This is a genomic window from Pseudomonas sp. IT-196MI5, assembly GCF_949767415.1.
Lineage (GTDB): Bacteria > Pseudomonadota > Gammaproteobacteria > Pseudomonadales > Pseudomonadaceae > Aquipseudomonas.
Genome location: NZ_CATKPZ010000023.1, coordinates 1 through 20,100 on the forward strand (window position 1 = coordinate 1; position 20,100 = coordinate 20,100).

General features: G+C 57.4%; 14 protein-coding genes. 12 read left to right on the plus strand and 2 right to left on the minus strand.

Annotation, left to right across the window (positions count from 1 at the left end; translation table 11 throughout):
* Positions 1 to 579 precede the first annotated feature (579 nt).
* From antA to antC, 3 genes are read left to right on the plus strand one after another with little or no spacing between them, the layout of a single operon-like run.
* Positions 580 to 1,965 (plus strand): anthranilate 1,2-dioxygenase large subunit, encoded by a 1,386-nt coding sequence (antA, locus tag ACM6IK_RS17060; RefSeq protein WP_414875269.1) that lies wholly within the window; start codon positions 580 to 582, stop codon positions 1,963 to 1,965.
* A 1-nt stretch (position 1,966) separates the two neighbouring features.
* Positions 1,967 to 2,455 (plus strand): anthranilate 1,2-dioxygenase small subunit, encoded by a 489-nt coding sequence (gene antB / locus ACM6IK_RS17065; protein WP_108217596.1) that lies wholly within the window; start codon positions 1,967 to 1,969, stop codon positions 2,453 to 2,455.
* An 18-nt stretch (positions 2,456 to 2,473) separates the two neighbouring features.
* On the plus strand, positions 2,474 to 3,505 hold the full coding sequence (gene antC, locus ACM6IK_RS17070) for an anthranilate 1,2-dioxygenase electron transfer component AntC (protein ID WP_414875270.1): 1,032 nt from the start codon (positions 2,474 to 2,476) through the stop codon (positions 3,503 to 3,505).
* 386 nt (positions 3,506 to 3,891) lie between these two features.
* Here antC and ACM6IK_RS17075 read toward each other — a convergent pair whose 3' ends face one another.
* Complete coding sequence (locus tag ACM6IK_RS17075; RefSeq protein WP_218429108.1) at positions 3,892 to 4,995, minus strand: GlxA family transcriptional regulator; 1,104 nt, start codon at positions 4,993 to 4,995, stop codon at positions 3,892 to 3,894.
* Positions 4,996 to 5,572: 577 nt separating this feature from the next.
* Here ACM6IK_RS17075 and ACM6IK_RS17080 point away from each other — a divergent pair.
* The 9 genes from ACM6IK_RS17080 to ACM6IK_RS17120 all read left to right on the plus strand — a co-directional run bounded on the left by ACM6IK_RS17080 (position 5,573) and on the right by ACM6IK_RS17120 (position 17,637).
* A complete protein-coding gene (locus tag ACM6IK_RS17080) occupies positions 5,573 to 6,601 on the plus strand; it encodes an AraC family transcriptional regulator (protein WP_414875271.1) in 1,029 nt (342 codons plus the stop codon).
* Between the two features lie 288 nt (positions 6,602 to 6,889).
* Entirely contained in the window at positions 6,890 to 8,167 is a 1,278-nt protein-coding gene (locus ACM6IK_RS17085) for an OmpP1/FadL family transporter (protein ID WP_414875272.1), read from the plus strand.
* 95 nt (positions 8,168 to 8,262) lie between these two features.
* Positions 8,263 to 9,744: a DUF1254 domain-containing protein gene (locus ACM6IK_RS17090; protein ID WP_414875273.1), complete on the plus strand. Its 1,482-nt coding sequence runs from the start codon at positions 8,263 to 8,265 to the stop codon at positions 9,742 to 9,744.
* Positions 9,745 to 9,895: 151 nt separating this feature from the next.
* Positions 9,896 to 10,570 (plus strand): DUF3313 domain-containing protein, encoded by a 675-nt coding sequence (locus tag ACM6IK_RS17095; RefSeq protein ID WP_414875274.1) that lies wholly within the window; start codon positions 9,896 to 9,898, stop codon positions 10,568 to 10,570.
* Between the two features lie 97 nt (positions 10,571 to 10,667).
* Positions 10,668 to 11,480, plus strand: a complete 813-nt coding sequence (locus ACM6IK_RS17100) for a transporter (RefSeq protein WP_414875275.1) — start codon at positions 10,668 to 10,670, stop codon at positions 11,478 to 11,480.
* 231 nt (positions 11,481 to 11,711) lie between these two features.
* On the plus strand, positions 11,712 to 13,100 hold the full coding sequence (locus tag ACM6IK_RS17105) for a DUF1254 domain-containing protein (RefSeq protein WP_414875297.1): 1,389 nt from the start codon (positions 11,712 to 11,714) through the stop codon (positions 13,098 to 13,100).
* A gap of 290 nt (positions 13,101 to 13,390) precedes the next feature.
* Complete coding sequence (locus tag ACM6IK_RS17110; RefSeq protein WP_414875276.1) at positions 13,391 to 13,867, plus strand: 2,4'-dihydroxyacetophenone dioxygenase family protein; 477 nt, start codon at positions 13,391 to 13,393, stop codon at positions 13,865 to 13,867.
* 79 nt (positions 13,868 to 13,946) lie between these two features.
* Complete coding sequence (locus tag ACM6IK_RS17115; protein WP_414875277.1) at positions 13,947 to 16,310, plus strand: arylsulfatase; 2,364 nt, start codon at positions 13,947 to 13,949, stop codon at positions 16,308 to 16,310.
* A gap of 58 nt (positions 16,311 to 16,368) precedes the next feature.
* Positions 16,369 to 17,637 carry an anaerobic sulfatase maturase gene (locus ACM6IK_RS17120; RefSeq protein ID WP_414875278.1) on the plus strand — a complete coding sequence of 423 codons (1,269 nt, stop codon included), beginning with the start codon at positions 16,369 to 16,371 and terminating at the stop codon, positions 17,635 to 17,637.
* 14 nt (positions 17,638 to 17,651) lie between these two features.
* Here the strand turns inward: ACM6IK_RS17120 and ACM6IK_RS17125 are convergent, their stop codons facing one another.
* On the minus strand, positions 17,652 to 20,087 hold the full coding sequence (locus ACM6IK_RS17125; protein WP_414875279.1) for an efflux RND transporter permease subunit: 2,436 nt from the start codon (positions 20,085 to 20,087) through the stop codon (positions 17,652 to 17,654).
* Between the last annotated feature and the right edge of the window lie 13 nt (positions 20,088 to 20,100).

The following is a 20,100-nucleotide window of genomic DNA, read 5'->3' on the forward strand; positions in this document are numbered from 1 at the left end:
ACAGGTAATCAGTGACCGCGAATATACTGTTCGAGTTGCAACAACGCCGTTCTCAACGACAGGAAGTGCTCCAACCGTCCAACCTCGTCCAGGTTGACTTCATCGCTGGCGTGTTCATGTATAAGTTTCTTGGCTTTTAATAAGTATTCAGGACATGGGTTTGCGAAAGGCTCGCCAATTCGCTCGAATCATTATTTGGCTGCGACAATATCAAGCCCTTTATCAACGCCTTTTCAATATCACGGGTCATGGAGACATGACCAAAAAATCACGTGCCTGATCCCTCTCCACAAGCAGGAACTTCACCAGTCGCCACCATGCGCAGGGGCTCCGCCACTGGTACTTATTGGGGTTTCGAAGACAATCGGCTGTTGCGTTGGCCGATGTAACAGTTCCTCCGACATCTGGCACATTGCTGTACAGGTAATGGCGATCTGAATTTTTCGACAATTACCTGCAATAGAGAGCGGGCCGTGCCACCTCAAAAGCGGATAGATATCGCCTCGAATCCGGATAGATGCACCCCACAAAAAGGCTTTCAATCGGGGGGAGCCTAAAAACTACAAAAGGGTGTACCTGATGAACAACTCGAGAAGCATTGCGCAGTGGCAAGAATACATCCAGGGCTGCCTGGATTTCCGTCCGGCTGAAGGCATTTACCGCATCGCCCGCGACATGTTCACAGAGCCGGAACTGTTCGACCTGGAGATGGAACTGATCTTCGAGAAGAACTGGATCTACGCCTGCCACGAGAGTGAAATCGCCAACCCCAATGATTTCCTGACAATGCGTGCGGGTCGTCAGCCCATGATCATCACCCGCGATGGCAACCATCAGCTCCACGCGCTGATCAACGCTTGCCAGCACCGTGGCGCGACGCTGACTCGCGTCAGCAAAGGCAACCAGTCCACCTTCACCTGCCCGTTCCACGCCTGGTGTTATAAAAGTGACGGCCGCCTGGTCAAGGTCAAGGCCCCAGGGGAATACCCGGAAGGCTTCGACAAGGCCACCCGCGGCCTGAAGAAAGCCCGGATCGAGAGCTACAAGGGTTTCGTTTTCATCAGCCTGGACGTCAACGGCAGCGACTCGCTGCAAGACTACCTCGGCGATGCCAAAGTGTTCTTCGACATGATGGTCGCCCAGTCTCCTACCGGCGAGTTGGAGATACTGCCGGGCAAGTCGACCTATAGCTACGACGGTAACTGGAAACTGCAGCACGAAAATGGCCTGGACGGTTATCACGTCAGCACCGTGCACTACAACTACGTCTCCACGGTGCAGCATCGCCAGCAAGTCAATGCCGCCAATGGCAGCGGCTCCGACACACTGGACTACAGCAAACTGGGCGCCGGTGATGCCGAAACCGACGACGGCTGGTTCTCGTTCAAGAATGGCCACAGCCTCTTGTTCAGCGATATGCCCAACCCGACTGTGCGCGCCGGTTATGCCAGCGTCATGCCGCGACTGGTGGAGGAATACGGCCAGCAGCAGGCTGAGTGGATGATGCACCGTCTGCGCAACCTCAACATCTACCCAAGCCTGTTCTTCATGGATCAGATCAGCTCGCAGCTACGTATCGTGCGTCCGGTCGCCTGGAACAAGACAGAAATCACCAGCCAGTGCATCGGCGTCAAAGGTGAGTCCGACGCGGACCGGGAAAACCGCATTCGTCAGTTCGAAGACTTCTTTAACGTTTCTGGCATGGGAACCCCCGACGACCTGGTGGAGTTTCGTGAAGCCCAGCGCGGCTTCCAGGCACGCCTTGAGCGCTGGAACGAAGTGTCCCGCGGCAGTGAAAAATGGGTCGAAGGCCCCACTCCCAACAGCGAGGTCCTGGGCATCAACCCGGTACTGACCGGCATCGAGTTCACCCATGAGGGGCTCTACATCAATCAGCATGGATCCTGGCAGCGCTTCCTTCTGCAAGGTCTGGAACAAAAAGCCCTGAAATTGAAGGAGGTGTGAAATGAGCGCACTACAACATTCCATCGAGCAGTTCCTCTACCGCAAAGCCGAACTGTGCGACCAGCAGGATTGGGACGCCTACATCGCCCTCTTCGATGAGCAGAGTGAATTCCACCTGCCGCAATGGGAGTCGGAGCATGTGTACACCACCGACCCCAAACGCGGCATGTCGCTGATTTACTACTCGAACCGCTCTGGCCTTGAAGACCGGGTGTTTCGTCTGCGCACGGGTAAATCGGCGGCGTCTAACCCGATGCCGCGCACCCTGCATCAGATCAGCAATGTGCGAATCAAGGAGCTCGATAACGGCTTGCTCGAGGTCAAGGCAGCCTGGGTCACCCTGTATACCCGACAGGGGTTGTCCGAGCAGTTCTACGGCCATGTGACCTACCACCTTAAAGCGGTCGCAGACAGCTGGAAGATCACTCGCAAGCACATCGTGCTGCTCAACGACACCATCAACTCAGTGCTTGATTTCTATCACCTGTGACCTGCGGAGCACGCTGTCATGAATCATAAAGTCGCTTTCAGCTTCGCCGACGGCAAGACCTCGTTCTTCGAGGTCAAGCCAAACGAGCTGTTGCTCGACGCTGCGCTGCGCAATGGCGTGAACATCCCGCTGGACTGTCGCGAAGGTGTCTGCGGCACCTGTCAGGGGCGCTGCGAATCAGGTCAATACACTCAAGATTATGTCGATGACGAGGCGTTGTCCGAACATGATCTGGCGCAACGCAAGATGCTCTCTTGCCAGACCCGAGTGCAATCGGATGCGTCGTTCTATTTCGACTTCGATTCGAGCTTGTGCAACGCTGGGGCAACTCAATTGTTGCAAGCGGTGATTACCCGTGTGGAGCAGGTTTCAGCCACGACCGCGATCCTTCATATCGACGCTAGCGCCAGCCCGCTGCAACTGGATTTTCTTCCGGGGCAATACGCACGATTGCATGTGCCTGGAACCAGTGAGTGGCGCTCCTATTCTTTTGCCAACCGACCCAATCCCACTAACCAGCTTCAATTTCTCATCCGCCTCCTGCCGGACGGCGTGATGAGCAACTTCATTCGTGAGCATTGCCAACCCGGTCAAATCATCGAGTTCGAAGCCCCTTTGGGTAGCTTTTATCTACGCCAGGTGACCAAGCCTCTGGTGCTGGTCGCAGGAGGAACCGGCCTGTCGGCTTTCCTTGGGATGCTGGACAACATCGCGGAAAAAGGTGGCTGTGGGCACCCGATCCAACTGTTCTATGGGGTCACTCAGGACAATGACCTGTGCGAAACCCAACGACTGGCGGACTATCGCGAACGTATCGTGGATTTCGACTACCACCTCATCGTGTCGAAGCCATCAGAGCAGTGGAAAGGGAAAATCGGATGGATTCCTGATCACTTTGACCGCAATGCGTTTGAGGCTGATCCATTCGATATTTACCTGTGCGGCCCTCCGCCAATGGTGGAAGCGGTCAAGACCTGGTTCGTCGAGCAGCGAATCGAAAAATTCCAGATGTTTTACGAGAAGTTCATCGAGAGCAATTCAAAACATTAAGAACCAAGGGGAGTATCTGGAGTCGACCAGATACTCCCCCGTTTTTTATGGTTCTTCACGGAATCCCGAGGAACACCGATACCTGTAGAAGCTGCGGTGCGGCGATCCGACTTGCCAGCGATGGCGACCTTACGGTCGAGCATTTTCTTCCTGGTGTACATATCCATTGCTGCGGTAACGGCCACTTAGGGTTCCGCCCTGACGGCGGGTCACTTGGAACAGCCCCAAGTAACCAAGGGCTCTTGCCCCTGACGTTCGGCCTCACGAGGGGGCGTGCACCGCAACAGCACCGCGAGGCGAGCTAACGCTCGACCTCGTTGTTTGGTGGTGCACGCGTTCCCCTGTAGGAGCTGCCGAAGGCGGCGATCTTTTGATAACGCCTCGGTCTAGAGCCTTACACTGGCAAACGTCGACTCATTGCGCGCCTGGCTCAGCGCCGACAACGGCCCGGACAACGGCGACAGCACCAGCGCTTGCGGCAGCGGCGTCATCGCCACTTGTTGGGTGGTGTTGGACCCTACGCGCTCGTCACGCGGCGGAATACCGTAGTACTCGCGGTAGCACTTGGAGAAGTGCGGCGTGGACACGAAACCACAGACCGACGCCACTTCGATGATCGACATCGGCGTTTGCTTGAGCAATTGCCGAGCGCGAATCAGGCGCAGCTTGAGGTAGTAACGCGATGGCGAGCAGTGCAGGTACTTCTGGAATAGCCGCTCCAGCTGACGTCGCGAAACGGCGACGTACACCGCCAGTTCGTCGAGGTCGATCGGCTCTTCGAGGTTGGCATCCATCAGCGCGACAATTTCCTGCAACTTCGGCTGGTTGGTGCCGAGCATGTGCTTGAGCGGCACGCGTTGGTGATCCTGTTCGTTGCGAATGCGCTCGTAGACGAACATTTCCGAGATGGCGGCCGACAGTTCACGCCCGTGATCGCGGCTGATCAGGTGCAGCATCATGTCCAGCGGCGCGGTGCCGCCAGAGCTGGTGAAGCGGTTGCGGTCGAGGGTGAACAGCCGGGTGCTCATGGTCACCCGGGGAAAGGCTTCCTGCATCGCCGCCAGGCATTCCCAGTGCACACTGCAATCGAATCCATCCAGCAAGCCGGCACCGGCCAGCGCCCAGCTACCGGTGCACACCGCGCCCAAGCGTTTGGACTGACGAGCCTGACTCTGCAGCCACGACACGTGTGCGCGGGTCACCGTGCGTTGAATGCCGATCCCGCCACAGACAATCACAATGTCGAGCGGCGGCGCTTTGTGCATGGCGGCGTCAGGGGTGATCTGCAGACCGTCACTGGCCCAGACTTGACCGCCATCGACGGTGAGCGTGGTCCAGCGATACAGCTCGCGGCCGGATAACTGATTGGCCATGCGCAGGGGTTCCACGGCGGACGCCAGGGAAATCAGCGTGAAATTGTCCAACAGCAGAAAGCCGATGGATTGAGGCGCACGGTTCTGGGGTTGGGCCCCGGAGTTGAACGTCGTCATCGCGGTATCTCCTCACACAAAGCGGGTAAACGGCCTCAGGCGCAGGCTCTTTTTATTGCTCGTCGGGCGAGCTATTTGTATTTACTTGCAAAACTCACACCTGACTTCAATGGATCCTTGAATGCGTTCAAAAAACGACACTCCGATGTCTCTATCTCGATGGTCGCAAGGGGAAAGGTTAAAAGCGCAGGAGATGGGGTCAAGCGCCCTACTCATTGGCAGTGGGCAATAAGGTAGCGTTTCTGGGAAGGAATGCCCGAAAACGATCACTTGCTTGCTACCGACATGCACAGGTCGGTTTTCGAATGGAACAATGGGCGATGACGTTAGTGATTGCAGCAACCTGAAGTATTCGAGGTGATGGCTTTGAGATACTATCTAAAGGTCAGAGAGTAGAGTTCGTAATGGCACAGGGTCCGAAGGGGTAGCACGCCGATCCTGTTCGGCCTCTACAAGACCCAGGCTTGTGACTGCATTGGAGTAGCGTATTTTACAGTGAGCATTTTTACACCGAGCAATGGACTGAACCCGCTCGTCGCTTGCCCAAATTCAACATCAGGAATGATTGCGAACGAATATGCCAAAAAAACCATCGTCGTTAAAAATGAGTGGCCCAGGAGAAATCAACACAAGTCCATTTCGCAGCCTCCCGGAAGTAGTTGATTTTATAGGTGGTTCCTCGCAAAGGGTATTCCAGAAAGCAGGCCTGAGTTTAGAGCAATTCGTCAATGAAGAACGGCACCTCGCCTATATGGACGCTGCTCACCTGTTCAAAGCTGCATTCGAACACACGGATTGCCCCCACATTGGCTTACTGATAGGCGAGCGCTTTACACTGGATAAGTTGGGACCGGTGGGCCAGCTTATGCGTCTGGCGAATACACCAGGCGATGCATTGAATGACCTGGTCGGACATGCAAACCTCTATGATCGCGGCGCGACCCCACTCCTGCTTCCCTTGGCGGGCCAACATAGTTTGTTGGGATATGTCATTTATCGCCACGACCTGCCCAATCAATCATTACTTGTCGACACTGCCGTCATGGTTGGCCTGCAAATGTTGCGGACATTGTTAGGCGCCAACTGGACACCCGTTCGTGTGCAGTTTTCATATCGCAAGCCATCCGATACCACCCCATACGTCAGAAAATTTCGCTGTAACACTCAGTTCAACGCAAGCATCTCCGGACTTGTAATAAACAATCAGCAACTCCGGCAAATTCAATGTACGGCGAACCCACGCTTACACCATCAGCTTAAACTGGCTATTTCGATAGCCACGTCACCGTTGACGATTTCAGAACAGATAAAAAGCCAGGCATACGCTCTATTATTGAAAGGCCAGGCAAACTCCAAGCACATCGCCAGTGAATTTTCATTGAATGAAAGAACGTTGCGACGCCGGCTGGATGCGGAAGGTACTCATCTTAAAGAACTGATCACCGACTCCAGAAGCAACTTCGCGCGGCAGCTTTTGAAAAATACGGACTTGCCAATATCCACTATCTCTCAAACCCTTCAATACCAGGATCCAAACGCCTTCTCCCGTGCATTCAAAACGTGGACAAATACGTCACCACAGCATTGGAGAAACGGACTGGAGTAGCCTCCATTGAGGGGTGATTCGCCAATTTCCATACCACCGCGATACCGCGCGCACTGTCCGAAAATGCAAGATGCCTTTCTGATGATTGCCGTAAAGTGAACGCAACAACAGGCTGATTGCAAAGCCGATCTTCGGTTTTTTGTGCTGTTCATGAGGTTGGCGATTAGTTGCACCTGCGGGTGGAGTTCCGCGCAGACACTCAAGAAGGCCACACGAGAAAAAGACGATGCCCTGGCCTTGGGGCGATGCAAGCGACATAGACTGAGTGATCTGATAGAGAGGGATTTCATGCCGTTAAATAGAAGTGTGTTGGCGATTACTGTTCTTGGTGCGCTGACACTCTTGACCAGTGGCCGCAGTGTTGCCGGTGGCCTGATGTTGTACGAAACCGCCACCGACAACGTCGGACTGGCCAATGCCGGTGCAGCGGCCCGGGCACAAGGCCCTTCGACCATCGCCAGCAACCCCGCAGGCTTGAGTTACCTCAGCGGAACACAGATCTCCGCTGGCGCTCAGGTTCTTTTTGGTGACTTATCGTTCGATCGGGACGGTGAAACCAATACGCCAGGCACTGGCAGCGGTAACGTGCTCGATCCCATACCGGGTGGCAGTTTCTTCATCAGCCATCAACTGGATGATCGGTGGTCCGTCGGTTTCGGCTCCTATGGCGATTTCGGCCTGGCTGAAAACTACGACAATGACTGGTCCGGCCGTTATTTCGTGCAGAACGCGAGCATTGCGGGACTGTCACTGGTACCCAGTGTCGCCTATCGCTTCAACGATCAATGGTCCGTCGGCGTCGGACTCAAAGCCATGTACGGGATGCTCAAGAGCGAAGCCGCCATCGATCAGGCGCCGCTCGGACTGACGCAACGGGGTGACGGCCAATACAAATACCGGGACAGCACATGGGGTTACGGCGCCAACGCAGGCGTGATCTACGCCCCAAAGCCCGGCACCCGGATTGGCCTGGCTTACACCAGTCAGGTTGACCTCGACTTCGAGGATCGTCTGGATGTGCACAGCAGTGCTCCGTTGGTGAGCCGCCTCAACAACCTCAACACCAAAATCGACCTGAAAGTGCCGCAAACGGCGACCCTCAGCCTGTACCAGCAACTGGATCCGCAATGGGCTGTTCTGGCCACAGTCAATTGGCAGGACTGGTCGAAATTCGGCGACATCGGCATTGACGTAGACACCTCCAGAGCCGGTTCACGGTCCGCCTCGATCGATACGCATTACAAAGACACGTATCAATTGGCGCTTGGCGCTCAATACCAGATGAACCAGGACTGGATCTGGGATTTCGGTATCGCCTATGACACATCCGCGGTGTCCGATGGTGATCGTACGCTCACCGTGCCCATGGGCGCTGCCTGGCGCTTCGCCACAGGCTTTACTTATTCGCTGAATAAAGAGACAGACGTGAATTTCAGTTGGGTCACGGTGTGGATGGGGGACATGTCAGTCGATCAGCAAAAAACGTTGTCTGGCGATCGTGTATCAGGCGAGTTCGACAACGCCTGGATTCAAGCCCTGACCGCCAACATGACTTGGCGCTACTGAGAAAAATCCAAGAGTGCTTCAAGTGTCATGCCTGGTGTTTAACCTTGGACATGAACACTCACGACGCCAGCTTGCATAAAACCAACGAGGTGAAAATGAACAGGAAGTCTAACAGGGGCTGGACAATGGCGGCGGCGGTCGTCGTCGTGGGTTCAACGCTTTTCGCGGGGTGTGCGGGCAAGAACGATCCGATCGCGCAGGCAGACAAGGCGGATGTGGCCAAGGGCGTGGCCGCGCCGAGCCTGGAGCAGACCAAGGCGATCGCCGAGGAAGGCTTCATCTACGGCTTGCCGCTGGTCATGAACTACGCCGTGATGAACGAATTCGCGGCGGACCCAAAATCCAGCCAGTTCAAGGCCCCTTTCAACCAGCTGCACAACGAGCATCGGGTCGCGACCCCCGCTGACACCGCCGTCATTACGCCCAACAGCGACACGCCGTACTCGATACTCTGGGCCGACCTGCGCGCCGAGCCGCAGGTGATCACGGTGCCGGCCGTCTCCAAAAAACGTTACTACTCGGTGCAGTTGATCGACGGCAACACCTATAACTACGGTTACATCGGCAGCCGGGCCACGGCCAGCGCGGCCGGGAGCTATCTGATTGCAGGCCCCGACTGGAAGGGGGCGACACCCCCTGGCATCGTCAAGGTGTTCAGCTCCACGACCCCTTTCGCACTGACGTTGATCCGCACCCAGTTGTTCAATCCGGCCGACATGCCGAATGTCGAGAAACTGCAGGCGGATTACAAGGTCCAGCCGCTGTCCGCCTTCCTCCATCAACCCGCGCCACCCGCTGCGCCGAAGATTGATTTCGTTCCGGCAACGACAGGGGGCATCAAGGCCAACTTCTTCGAGTACCTGTCGGCCGCGCTGGAGTATGTGCCGCCATCGGCTGACGACAAGGCGATCCGGGCGAAGCTGGCCAGCATCGGTGTAGGCCCCGGTCGCAGCTTCGAATTCAAGGACCTCTCGCTCGAACACAAGGCCGTGGTCCTGCTGGGGATGAAGGCCGGCGACGAGAAGGTCGACAAGTTTCTCTCGAACGGCTTGAAAAATATCAACGGCTGGAGCATCGGCGCGTTCTTCGGCGACCAGGCGTTCTACAAAGGCGACTGGCTGATGCGGGCTGGCGCCGCGAAGGCGGGTCTGTACGGTAATGACGCCGCCGAGGCGATGTATCCCCTTACACGTACTGACGGCAACGGCCAGACGTTGAATACTGGCAAGCACAACTACACGCTGACCTTCCCCGCCGGCAAACTGCCGCCAGTCAATGCCTTCTGGTCGGTGACCATGTACGACGGCAAGAGCCAGCTGCTGATCAAGAACCCGATCAACCGTTACCTGATCAATTCGTCGATGCTGTCGGCGATGAAGAGGAACGCGGATGGTTCGCTGACCCTGTACATCCAGAAGGATTCGCCGGGCAAGACCAAGGAAGCCAACTGGTTGCCGGCGCCTGACGACACGGCCTATCTGGTGATGCGCCTCTACTGGCCGAAGGCTACGGCGCCTTCGATTCTTCCCGCTGGCGCCGGTAGCTGGCAGCCGCCGGCAGTGGTGGCATCGAAGTAACGCGAACTTGCGGCTGCTTGCAGTTGGCAAGCAGTCGTTCGATCGCTCAGGCAGAGATCCAGCGGGCCTTATTGCCGAAAGGGCTGAGGCCACAGGGTCTGGCCTTGAATAAAAGACATTCAGGAACACATCCCTCAAGGAGTACCGCTATATGAACTTCTCGCACAAATGGATAACGGGTGCCGCACTGAGCAGCTTGTTATTGACCGGTTGCGTATCGAAAGTTACCGAGCAACAACAGTACTCCGGCTTTCTGAAGAGTTATGGCGGCCTGCAGGAAACCACCTCGCCAAGTGGCGTGGAAGTGCTGCGCTGGGTGGCGCCAGGATTCAAGCCTGCAGATTATTCCACGGTGGTTTTCGAGCGTTTGGAACTGTATCCGGCGCCCAAGCCGGATGAACGTGTGGACCTGAAAACATTACAGCAATTGCAGGCCTACACCACTGAAAGCGCCAAGCAGGCATTGTCCCAAAATTACCTGGTCGTTCCTGATTCCAGAGATGTTCGCAAAGGCGAGCGAGCGCTGATCCTGCAGGCGGCAATCACTGGCGTGACAGCCACCAACGAAGGCATGAAATGGTACGAAGTGGTGCCGGTCGCGGCAATCGTAGGTGCAACTCAGGCCGCCACGGGTCATCGCGACCAGAATACCGAGCTGTATATCGAGGCGGACTTGATCGACGCCAAAACCGGCGCACCGGTCGCAAAAGCCGTGCGTAAAGTGTTTGGCGAGAACCTGAAGAACGCCAGCCAGAAAATCACCGCGAATGACTTCAAAGCGGCCATCAAGGGAATGACCAGCGACATGCAGACGTTACTCAAGTAATCGTCACTGCGGGTGCTCAAGCAGTTTCTGCCTATCGTTAGCGGGCTCCCCTTGATAGTCGAGGAGCCTGCGGCGATTCGCATTCAAGGATTTCGATATGTACAAACGCATTGAACGGCTTTTGCTCGCACTTTCGGTCTTCGGTGTATCCGTTTCCAGTCAGGCTGACGAGCAGGCGGAGCTGGCTAAACAGTCATTGAATCCAGTCGCGGCACTGTACAGTTTGCCCATTCAATACAACTGGAATCAGAAAATGGGGCCCTCCGGCAATGGAATCCAGAGCGTCACCAATATCCAGCCGGTTCTACCCTTCTCAATCAATGACGATTGGAATCTGATCTCTCGCACGATCCTCCCGGTCATTGATCAGCATGGACTGGCACCGAGGGGCATTGCCGATAAAAGCGGAGTGGGCGACACCACGCAAAGCTTCTTTTTCTCTCCCAAAAAGCCCACCGAGGACGGCTGGATCTGGGGCGCAGGCCCCGCGCTGCTGTTACCGACCGGTAGTGATGAACTACTGAGTAGCGAGCAATGGGGGATTGGACCGACAGCGGTGGCGTTGAAGCAGGCCAACGGCTGGACGACCGGTATTCTGGCGAACCACATCTGGTCGCTGGACAACAACCCGGCCGATGACAAGGAGAAGGTCAACCAGACGTATCTGCAACCCTTTCTGGTCTATACCACAGCGACGTACACCAGTTTTGGCATCAATACAGAATCCACTTACGACTGGGAAGCCAGGGAGTGGAATGTGCCGATCAACCTGTTCGTGACGCAATTGTTCAAAGTCGGCAAGCAGCCCATGAGCCTTCAGGTGGGGCCGCGATACTGGGCGGAGAGTCCTGAAGACGGTGCACACGGTTGGGGCTTTCGGGTGGCGTACACGCTACTCTTTCCCAAGTGACACGATCCGCAAGATGTGCGTTTAGCGCTTGAATGATCGATCGCCTGCGATTCGGCGAGATTCGAGAATGTGCCACCTTGATGGGCACAGATATGCATCAAGATCGTCAGGGTTCCTGCCTTTGGGGAATATCGCCTGACCAGTAGTTAGCTGGCCGCCTCAATCATCTAATGAAAAAAATGGAGTTTCAGGTTCATGATAACCACATTACCGAGAACATTTGGCTGTGCAATGGCATTGCTCGCGTCCTTTGGATTTATGCACGCTCAGGCAGCGGACATCACTCCCGCCGAGACGAAAGCCATCGCCGAGGAAGGCTACATCTACGGTCTGCCCATCGTGATGAACTACGCGACCCTGTACGACTATGCCGTGGACAAGAGCACCAGCCAGTACAAGGCGCCGTTCAACCACATTTACAACATGCACAAAGTCTTTAGCTACAAGGACACGGCCATTGTCTCGCCGAACAGCGACACGCCGTATTCCTTGATGTTCATGGACCTGCGTAGCGAGCCGGTCGTGCTCTCGGTACCGACGGTGGAGAAGCCGCGGTACTACTCGGTGCAGCTCATCGATAACAACACCAACAACTTCGGTTACATCGGCAGCCGAACCACCGGCAGCGAAGCCGGCGATTACATGGTGGTTGGCCCAGACTGGAAGGGCGTGACCCCGCCTGGCATCAAGCAGGTGTTTCGTTCCGACACGCAACTGCTCTTCGTGATTTTTCGCACCCAGCTCTTCAATCCGGCGGACATGCCAAACGTCGAAAAGATCCAGGCCGGTTATGCGACCCAGCCGTTATCGGCTTATCTCAAGCAGCCCGCGCCGCCTGCCGCGCCGGCGATCGACTTTCCGAAGTTCGACAAGGCCCTGGCCAAGACCGACTTCTTCAAGTATCTGGGCTTTGCCTTGCAGTTTGCCCCGGCCACACCGGATGAAGTGGCGATCCGCGCGAAGCTGGCCCGTATGGGCATTGGCGCCGGTAAGGACTTCAACTTCCAGGAGCTCTCCGCCGAGCAAAAGGCCGCTGTGGTCGAGGGCATGCAGGCTGGGCATGCGAAGGTCCAGGATGCAGTCAATCATCTCGGCACCCAGGTCAATGGCTGGAACATCGTGAGTTCCGGCGGTAATGCCGCGTTCTACAAGGGTGATTGGCTAAAGCGCGCCGCCATCGCACAAGCGGGCATCTATGCCAACGACGCCGAAGAGGCCACGTATCCGATGGCCAAGACCCTGTCCGATGGTGCACCGCTTGACGGCAGCAAACACAACTACACCCTCACCTTTCCCGCTGGACAGCTCCCGCCGGTCAATGCCTTCTGGTCGGTGACGATGTACGACGGCAAGAGCCAACTGCTGATCAAGAACCCGATCAATCGCTACCTCATCAACTCGCCGATGCTACCCGAGATGAAGAAGAATGCAGACGGCTCGCTGACGCTCTACATCCAGAAGGACTCACCTGGCGCGGACAAGGAAAGCAACTGGCTGCCCGCACCGAATGATCTGATCTACATGGTGATGCGCCTGTATTGGCCGAAGACGCAAAACCCTTCCGTCCTGCCGCCTGGCAAAGGCACCTGGAGTCCGCCCGCGATCGTTAAAATCAATTGAGCACCTAACGACCGGTTGCAGCGGACGGCGCTGGCGTGCCGCCGCTGCACTGGGGCGTCAGGGTTTCGCAGAGGCCCTGACGTCCGCTTTGATGACCCAAAGGCCGGAGGTGGCCGCAAACCGAAGATGTTGTTGTTTGGGCGTTATTTGCACGGCACTGCGCATGCCGCGATTCAACGCCATTGGATGGATCCCCCTCCTCAAGAGGGGGGCGGTGCGGGCATAGCCTGTTCACGATGCTCGTGACGCACCGTGTATACCCTTCCACCGTCCAACAGAGAACAACAAGCATGTTTTATGAAAACATCGACACCTCCTCCATCAACGACGAGGACCTGCCGTGGGTTCCGTTCGCACCTTACAGCGATGAGATCTTCATCAAATACATCAAATGCGACCCGGTTCGCGGGGAAACCATCACCTTGCTCAAGGCCCCGGCCGGGTCTTCCCTGCCCAAGCACCATCACTCCGGCACAGTCATCGTTTACACCGTCAAGGGTGGCTGGAAATACCTGGAGCATGACTGGATCTCGACACAGGGCGGCGTGGTGTTCGAAACCGCAGGTTCCAGTCATACGCCGATCGTGCTGACTGAATATGGCGATGAACTGATCACCTTGAACATCACCCAGGGCGACCTGCTGTATTACGACGATAACAACAACGTCGTGGCCATCGAGAACTGGAAATCCAGCGTGGATCGTTACCTGGCATTCTGCAGGGCCAATGATATCGAGCCCAAAGACATCACCAGTTTTGCGGTCTGACCCGCCCTCCAATCTCTCGGCCGTCCGGTGTTCGACCGGGCGGCTGCGCCGTTGCAATGAATAAAAAACGGAGACACCCATGTCCCAGAAGCGGCAACCCGCCGGACGTTTCACCCTGAAACTCTGCGCACTGTTGGCCAGCTCGGTCGCATCCGCACAAGACTCACTGCCCTTCCCGCCGACGTCCTCGGCCAGTGACGCCAAACCGACGCTGCAAGAATCGAAGCACCAGAAACGTCAGCAGCCATCTCACCTTCCTGCCGAGGCCCCCAATATTCTGGTGATCATGCTCGATGACGCCGGCTTCGCGCAGTCCGACACCGTCGGCGGCGCAGTCCATACGCCGACCCTGAGTCGGGTCGCCGACAGCGGTGTGCGCTACAACGCGTTTCATACTGCGGCCATCAGCTCCGCTACTCGCGCCGCATTGCTCACCGGACGCAACCATCACCGGGTTGGCAACGGCGTCATCGCAGAGCTGGCCACCGATTGGGAAGGCTACACCGGCAAGATCCCCAAAAGCTCGGCGACCATGGCCGAGGTGCTCAAGCAATATGGCTACAGCACCGCCGCGTTCGGCAAGTGGCATAACACGCCCCCCCTGGACACCACGGCGGCCGGTCCTTTCGATACATGGCCGACGGCCTACGGTTTTGAACATTTCTACGGTTTCCTGGCCGGCGAAACCTCTCAGTACGAACCGCGGCTGTACCGCGACACAACGCCAATCGAACCGGCGCGAGATCCGCAATATCACCTCAGCGAAGATCTCGCCAATCAGGCCGTAAACTGGCTGCAAGACCATCAGACCTACGCGCCGGAAAAACCATTTTTCATGTATTGGACGCCGGGTGCCGTACATGGCCCGCACCAGGTGAATGCGCAATGGGCCGATAAATACAAAGGCAAGTTCGACGGTGGCTGGGACGCCTATCGTGAGCAGACGTTCGCTCGCCAGAAAGCGCTGGGCTTTATCCCGCAGGACGCCGTCCTCACCCCACGCCCGGCGGAGCTCCCAGCCTGGGACAGCTTGTCTGCCGAACAGAAACAGTATCAGGCACGGCTGATGGAGGTGTATGCCGGTTTCCTGGAACATGCCGACACGCAAGCCGGCAAGATCCTCGACGAACTGGAGCGTGAAGGTAAGCGCGACAACACGCTGATCTTTTATGTCTTCAGCGACAACGGCGCTTCTTCCGAGGGAATGGAGGGCACGATCAATGAGTTGCTGGCCCAAAACGGGATTCCGGTTCCCAAAGAGCAGCAGTTGAAAGTCCTCGACGAGATGTATGGCGGCTTGTCCGCGCTCGGCGGCCCTAAACTTGAAAGCATGTACAACGCCGCGTGGGCCTGGGCAGGTTCAGGGCCATTCGTAGGCACTAAACTGGTCGCCGGGTACTTCGGCGGTACGCGCACGCCGCTGGCCGTTTCCTGGCCGAAACAGATCAAGGCCGACGCCCGGGTTCGCGCACAGTTCCACCATGTCAACGACATTGCCCCGACGGTCTACGACGTGCTGTCGATCACGCCACCCAAAGAGGTCAACGGTATCGCTCAGGACCCAATGGATGGTGTCAGCCTGCGCTACACCTTCAACGACGCTCAGGTGAAGTCGAAAAAACCGGCGCAATACTTCGAAGTCTTGGGCAGTCGCGGCATCTATAAGGATGGCTGGATGGCCTCGGTTTTTGGCCCACGCAAACCCTGGGTGCAAGGCTTTGCGCAGTTCATGGGCTGGAATCCGGCGAATGACCGATGGTCGCTCTTCAACCTGCAAGACGACTACTCCCAGGCCAACGATGTAGCCGCGAGCAATCCGCAAAAGCTTGCGGAACTGAGGGCGGAGTTTGACGTGCAGGCCAAGGCTAACCATGTCTATCCGATTGGTGCCGGTCTCTACCCCTTCCTCGATCCGACCGCACGAATCTCCAGCAGCCAACGCGAATGGCACTTCAGTGATCGCGTCCAGCGCTTTCCGGAGTTTGCGGCCCCCAACCTGCGCAATCAGAACAGCAAAGTCGTCGTCGACGCCGACGTTCCGGCTAACGCCACCGGTGTGTTGTATGCCTTGGGCGGTATCGGTGGCGGGGTCAGCCTGTACATGGATGACGGTTTCCTGATCTATGAGTACAACGCGCTGGCTATCTCTCGAGTCAAACTGCGTTCGGCCGAACGAGTACCCGCCGGCAAAGTCAGTATCGAAGTGCTGACGACCCTGTCGTCAGCCAAGCCCGGAGCGCCGGCCAATCTGAGCCTGCGACTCGACGGGCAGGAAGCCGCCAAAGGGGTGACGCCGTTCACTCCGGCACTGACGTTCACCGCCAGCGAAACCTTCGACGTGGCCCAAGACCTCGGCTCCCCCGTCACCCTGGACTATTTCGAGCGTGCGCCCTTCGCATTCAATGGCAAGGTCAAGGATGTACACGTGACGTATCTGCCTTGACCCTCTATGCCGCCCGGATAACCGGGCGGCAGACTGATGACTCCCGGACCCTGCCCCCATGCCTACCCACGAAACCCCGCCCCAGGGCTTGCATCTCATGGCCAAACCCGTCGGGCCGATCTGCAACCTCGATTGCAGTTACTGTTTCTACCTCGAAAAAGAACAGCTTTACCCGCCCAGGGAACGCTTCAGCATGACCGACGAGGTGCTGCGTCTGTATGTGCAGCGCTACATCGAGGCCCAGCCCACGCCTGAAGTCGAATTTACCTGGCAAGGCGGCGAACCGACGTTGCTGGGATTGGATTTTTTCCAACGCGCGGTCCTGTATCAACGCCAGTTCGCGGGGAACAAAGTCATTCGCAACACGTTGCAGACCAATGGCACGTTACTCAGTGACGACTGGTGCGCATTCCTCGCCCGTGAACGCTTCATGGTGGGGATCAGCCTCGATGGCCCGCGATTCGTCCACGACCTCTATCGCCCCGACAAGCGCGGACACTCCAGTTTCGATGACGTGATGCGCGGTCTGGAACTGCTCAAGCAACATGGCGTTGACTTCAATGTGTTGGTTACCGTGGCGCGCGATGTCGCCAGATTCCCCTTGGAAATCTATCGATTCCTCAAGTCTGAAGGCGTTCGTCATATTCAGTTCAACCCCGTGGTGGAACGCGAGCCCAGCGCCTCACAGGTCAGTCAGGGTCTGCATTTCGCTATTCCGCCGGAATTGCGCTTGCATGCGGTGCCGGAGCCCGCGATGGTGACGCAGCAAACGGTTGCCCCCGAGGCCTATGGCGATTTTCTCATCACGATTTTTGACGAGTGGGTGCGCCAGGATGTCGGAGAGGTTCATGTCATGAACTTCGAATGGGCGCTGGCCTCATGGTGTCAGCTGCCGGCCTCGGTGTGCCTGTTCAGCCCGCGCTGCGGCAAAGCGGCGATCGTGGAACACGACGGCAATGTCTACTCCTGCGATCACTACATGTATCCCGAGTATCGGCTGGGCAACCTGAAGACCGATGATCCTGCGGTGCTACTCGCCTCTGCGGCGCAACAAGCCTTTGGCGCCGCCAAGGAAGAGACACTGCCGACGTATTGCCAGCAATGCGATTACCGCTTCGCCTGCCATGGCGAATGCCCGAAAAACCGCTTCATGAATGCGCCCAACGGCGAGCCGGGCCTGAACTACCTGTGTCCGAGCTACAAGAAATACTTTCGTCACCTGACGCCCTACATGAACGCCATGGCCCAACTGGTCAGCCACCAGCAACCCGTGGCGTTGATCATGCAGGCCTTCGCCGGCCCGCTGATCGTGCCACTGGGTAAATAGCCTTTCAGCGTTGATCAAGGCGCACGACGGAGCAGGAAATGCGACAGTGCCGGGATCAACACCAAGGCGCCGACCATGTTCCAGATGAACATGAAGGTCAGCAGGATGCCCATGTCGGCCTGGAACTTGATCGGCGACCACGCCCAGGTGATAACGCCCGCCGCCAGAGTGATGCCGACCAGCGCCACCACTTTGCCGGTGAAGGCCACGGAGTTCCTGTAGGCCTCGGTCAACGACAGGCCGGCACGCTGCTGAGCCAGCTGAACGCTGAGCAGGTACAGCGCGTAATCGACACCGATGCCGACTCCCAAGGCTATCACCGGCAAGGTCGCGACCTTCACGCCCATACCCAGCCAGACCATCAACGCCTCGCAGAGAATCGACGTCAGCATCAACGGCACGACCGCCACCACCACCGCCCGCCAGCTGCGAAAGGTGATGAAGCACAGCACGATCACCGCGCCGTACACATAGAACAGCATGGTGCGATTGGCGTCGCGCACGACGATATTGGTCGCTGCTTCGATCCCGGCGCTACCGGCGGCGAGCATGAACTGTCGATCGTCGTTACTGTGTTCACGGGCGAACTGATCGGCCACTTTCACCACGTGATCGAGGGTTTCGGCCTTGTGGTCGGAGAGATAAGCAATCACCGGCATCATCGAACAATCACTGTCGAACAGTTCCGGGTTGTTCACCGAGGCCTGTTGCGCGCCGTAGTTCAGCACGTTCTGGTTGCGCGCGACGGTCAGCATTTTCGGGTTGCCTTCATAGGAACCCGCCGTGATCTGGCGCACCGCGTTGACCAGCGACACGGTCGTCTGCACGCCCGGTTGCTGTTGCAGCAGCCAGCCGAGACGATCGGCCTCCACCAGGGTTTCGTATTTCAGGCAACCTTCGCTGGCGGTTTTGACCATGACCGCAAACTGGTCACTGGACAGCGAATAGTTGGCAGTGATGTAGGCGTTGTCGCGGTTGTAACGTGAGTCGGCGCGCAGCTCGGGAGCACCCGGATCGAGATCACCGATCTTCAAATGCGTGCTGACCATGAAGCCACCTACCGCCAGCAACCCGGCCACCACCACCGCCACCGTCGCCCAGCGACGCTCGGTAAAGCGGTCGAGCAGGCTCCACACATTGCCCAGCCCTGCCCCCTTCAGCTCCTGCCTTTCCTGACGCAAGCTGCGCGCCGCCGCCTTGGGGCTGACGCCCCAATAAGACAGCAGCACTGGCAGCAGCACCAGGTTGGTGAAGATCAAGACCGCCACACCAATGCTCGCGGTGACGGCCAGGTCCTGGATCACCGGAATGTCGATCAGCATCAGCACCGCAAAACCCACGGCATCGGCCAGCAATGCGGTCAGTCCGGCCAGGAACAGACGGCGGAAGGTGTAACGAGCGGCGATCAACTGATGGGTGCCGCGTCCGACGTCCTGCATGATCCCGTTCATTTTCTGCGCACCGTGGGACACGCCGATGGCGAACACCAGAAACGGCACCAGAATCGAAAACGGGTCGAGTACATAACCGAACAAGGTGATCAGACCCAGTTGCCAGACCACCGCAACCACCGAGCACAGGATCACCAGCGCGGTGCTGCGCACGCAACGGGTAAAGCCAAAGATGATGGCAGTGGCGATCAGTGCTGCGGCGCCGAAGTACATCATGATCAGCATCAGGCCATCGATCAGATCGCCCACCAATTTGGCGAAACCGATCACGCGGATCTTGATCGGACCTTTGCCCTCTTCACCGGCAAGGTGTACCGCGCTGCTGCCGGCAAACTCAAACCTGTTGCGCAGCTGCTCTTCAAGCATCCGCGAAAAATGGTGATAGTCGATTGCGGCGCCCGTGACCGGATCCTTCTCCAGCAGCGGCACCACAATCATGCTCGATTTGAAATTATTGCCGACGAGACTGCCGATGATGCCGGAACGGGCGATGTTCAAGCGCAGTTGCTCGACCCCGCTGGCCGAACCGTCGTAGGAGTCCGGCATGACCGGGCCACCGCGGAAGCCCTCCTCCGTGACCTCGGTCCAGCGCACGGCAGGCGTCCACAATGACTTTATCCAGGCCCGGTCCACGCCCGGGGTCAGGAACAAGGTGTCATTGACCTGCTTGAGCACCTCCAGGTATTTGGGGTCGTAGATGTCGCCGTCGGTGTTTTCCACCACCACCCGAACCGTATTGCCCAGCCCGCGTAACGACTGGCGATTCTCAAGGTAGTTTTTGATGTACGGCTGACTCTGCGGAATCATCTTTTCGAAGCTGGCATTGAGCGTCAGCCCAGTGGCCGCGAAATAGCTCAGCACTACCGTCACGATCAGGCAGGTCAGCACCACCAGCAGGCGATGGTTGAAGATCAGGCGTTCAAGGACATTGCCGGAGCGTGCATCGAAGCCCTTCAGCTCTCGGATCACCGGCATCGTATCGAGGTTGTAGTTACCCATGAAGTGGCTCGTC

Excerpts from the sequence above, each read along its gene's own strand:
- ACM6IK_RS17085 (WP_414875272.1), top strand. The coding sequence starts at position 6,890 with ATGCCGTTAAATAGAAGTGTGTTGGCGATTACTGTTCTTGGTGCGCTG.
- ACM6IK_RS17075 (WP_218429108.1), bottom strand. The coding sequence starts at position 4,995 with ATGACGACGTTCAACTCCGGGGCCCAACCCCAGAACCGTGCGCCTCAA.
- ACM6IK_RS17090 (WP_414875273.1), top strand. The coding sequence starts at position 8,263 with ATGAACAGGAAGTCTAACAGGGGCTGGACAATGGCGGCGGCGGTCGTC.
- ACM6IK_RS17105 (WP_414875297.1), top strand. The coding sequence starts at position 11,712 with ATGGCATTGCTCGCGTCCTTTGGATTTATGCACGCTCAGGCAGCGGAC.
- ACM6IK_RS17095 (WP_414875274.1), top strand. The coding sequence starts at position 9,896 with ATGAACTTCTCGCACAAATGGATAACGGGTGCCGCACTGAGCAGCTTG.
- ACM6IK_RS17080 (WP_414875271.1), top strand. The coding sequence starts at position 5,573 with ATGCCAAAAAAACCATCGTCGTTAAAAATGAGTGGCCCAGGAGAAATC.
- ACM6IK_RS17120 (WP_414875278.1), top strand. The coding sequence starts at position 16,369 with ATGCCTACCCACGAAACCCCGCCCCAGGGCTTGCATCTCATGGCCAAA.
- ACM6IK_RS17125 (WP_414875279.1), bottom strand. The coding sequence starts at position 20,087 with ATGGGTAACTACAACCTCGATACGATGCCGGTGATCCGAGAGCTGAAG.
- ACM6IK_RS17110 (WP_414875276.1), top strand. The coding sequence starts at position 13,391 with ATGTTTTATGAAAACATCGACACCTCCTCCATCAACGACGAGGACCTG.
- antA (WP_414875269.1), top strand. The coding sequence starts at position 580 with ATGAACAACTCGAGAAGCATTGCGCAGTGGCAAGAATACATCCAGGGC.
- antB (WP_108217596.1), top strand. The coding sequence starts at position 1,967 with ATGAGCGCACTACAACATTCCATCGAGCAGTTCCTCTACCGCAAAGCC.
- ACM6IK_RS17115 (WP_414875277.1), top strand. The coding sequence starts at position 13,947 with ATGTCCCAGAAGCGGCAACCCGCCGGACGTTTCACCCTGAAACTCTGC.
- antC (WP_414875270.1), top strand. The coding sequence starts at position 2,474 with ATGAATCATAAAGTCGCTTTCAGCTTCGCCGACGGCAAGACCTCGTTC.
- ACM6IK_RS17100 (WP_414875275.1), top strand. The coding sequence starts at position 10,668 with ATGTACAAACGCATTGAACGGCTTTTGCTCGCACTTTCGGTCTTCGGT.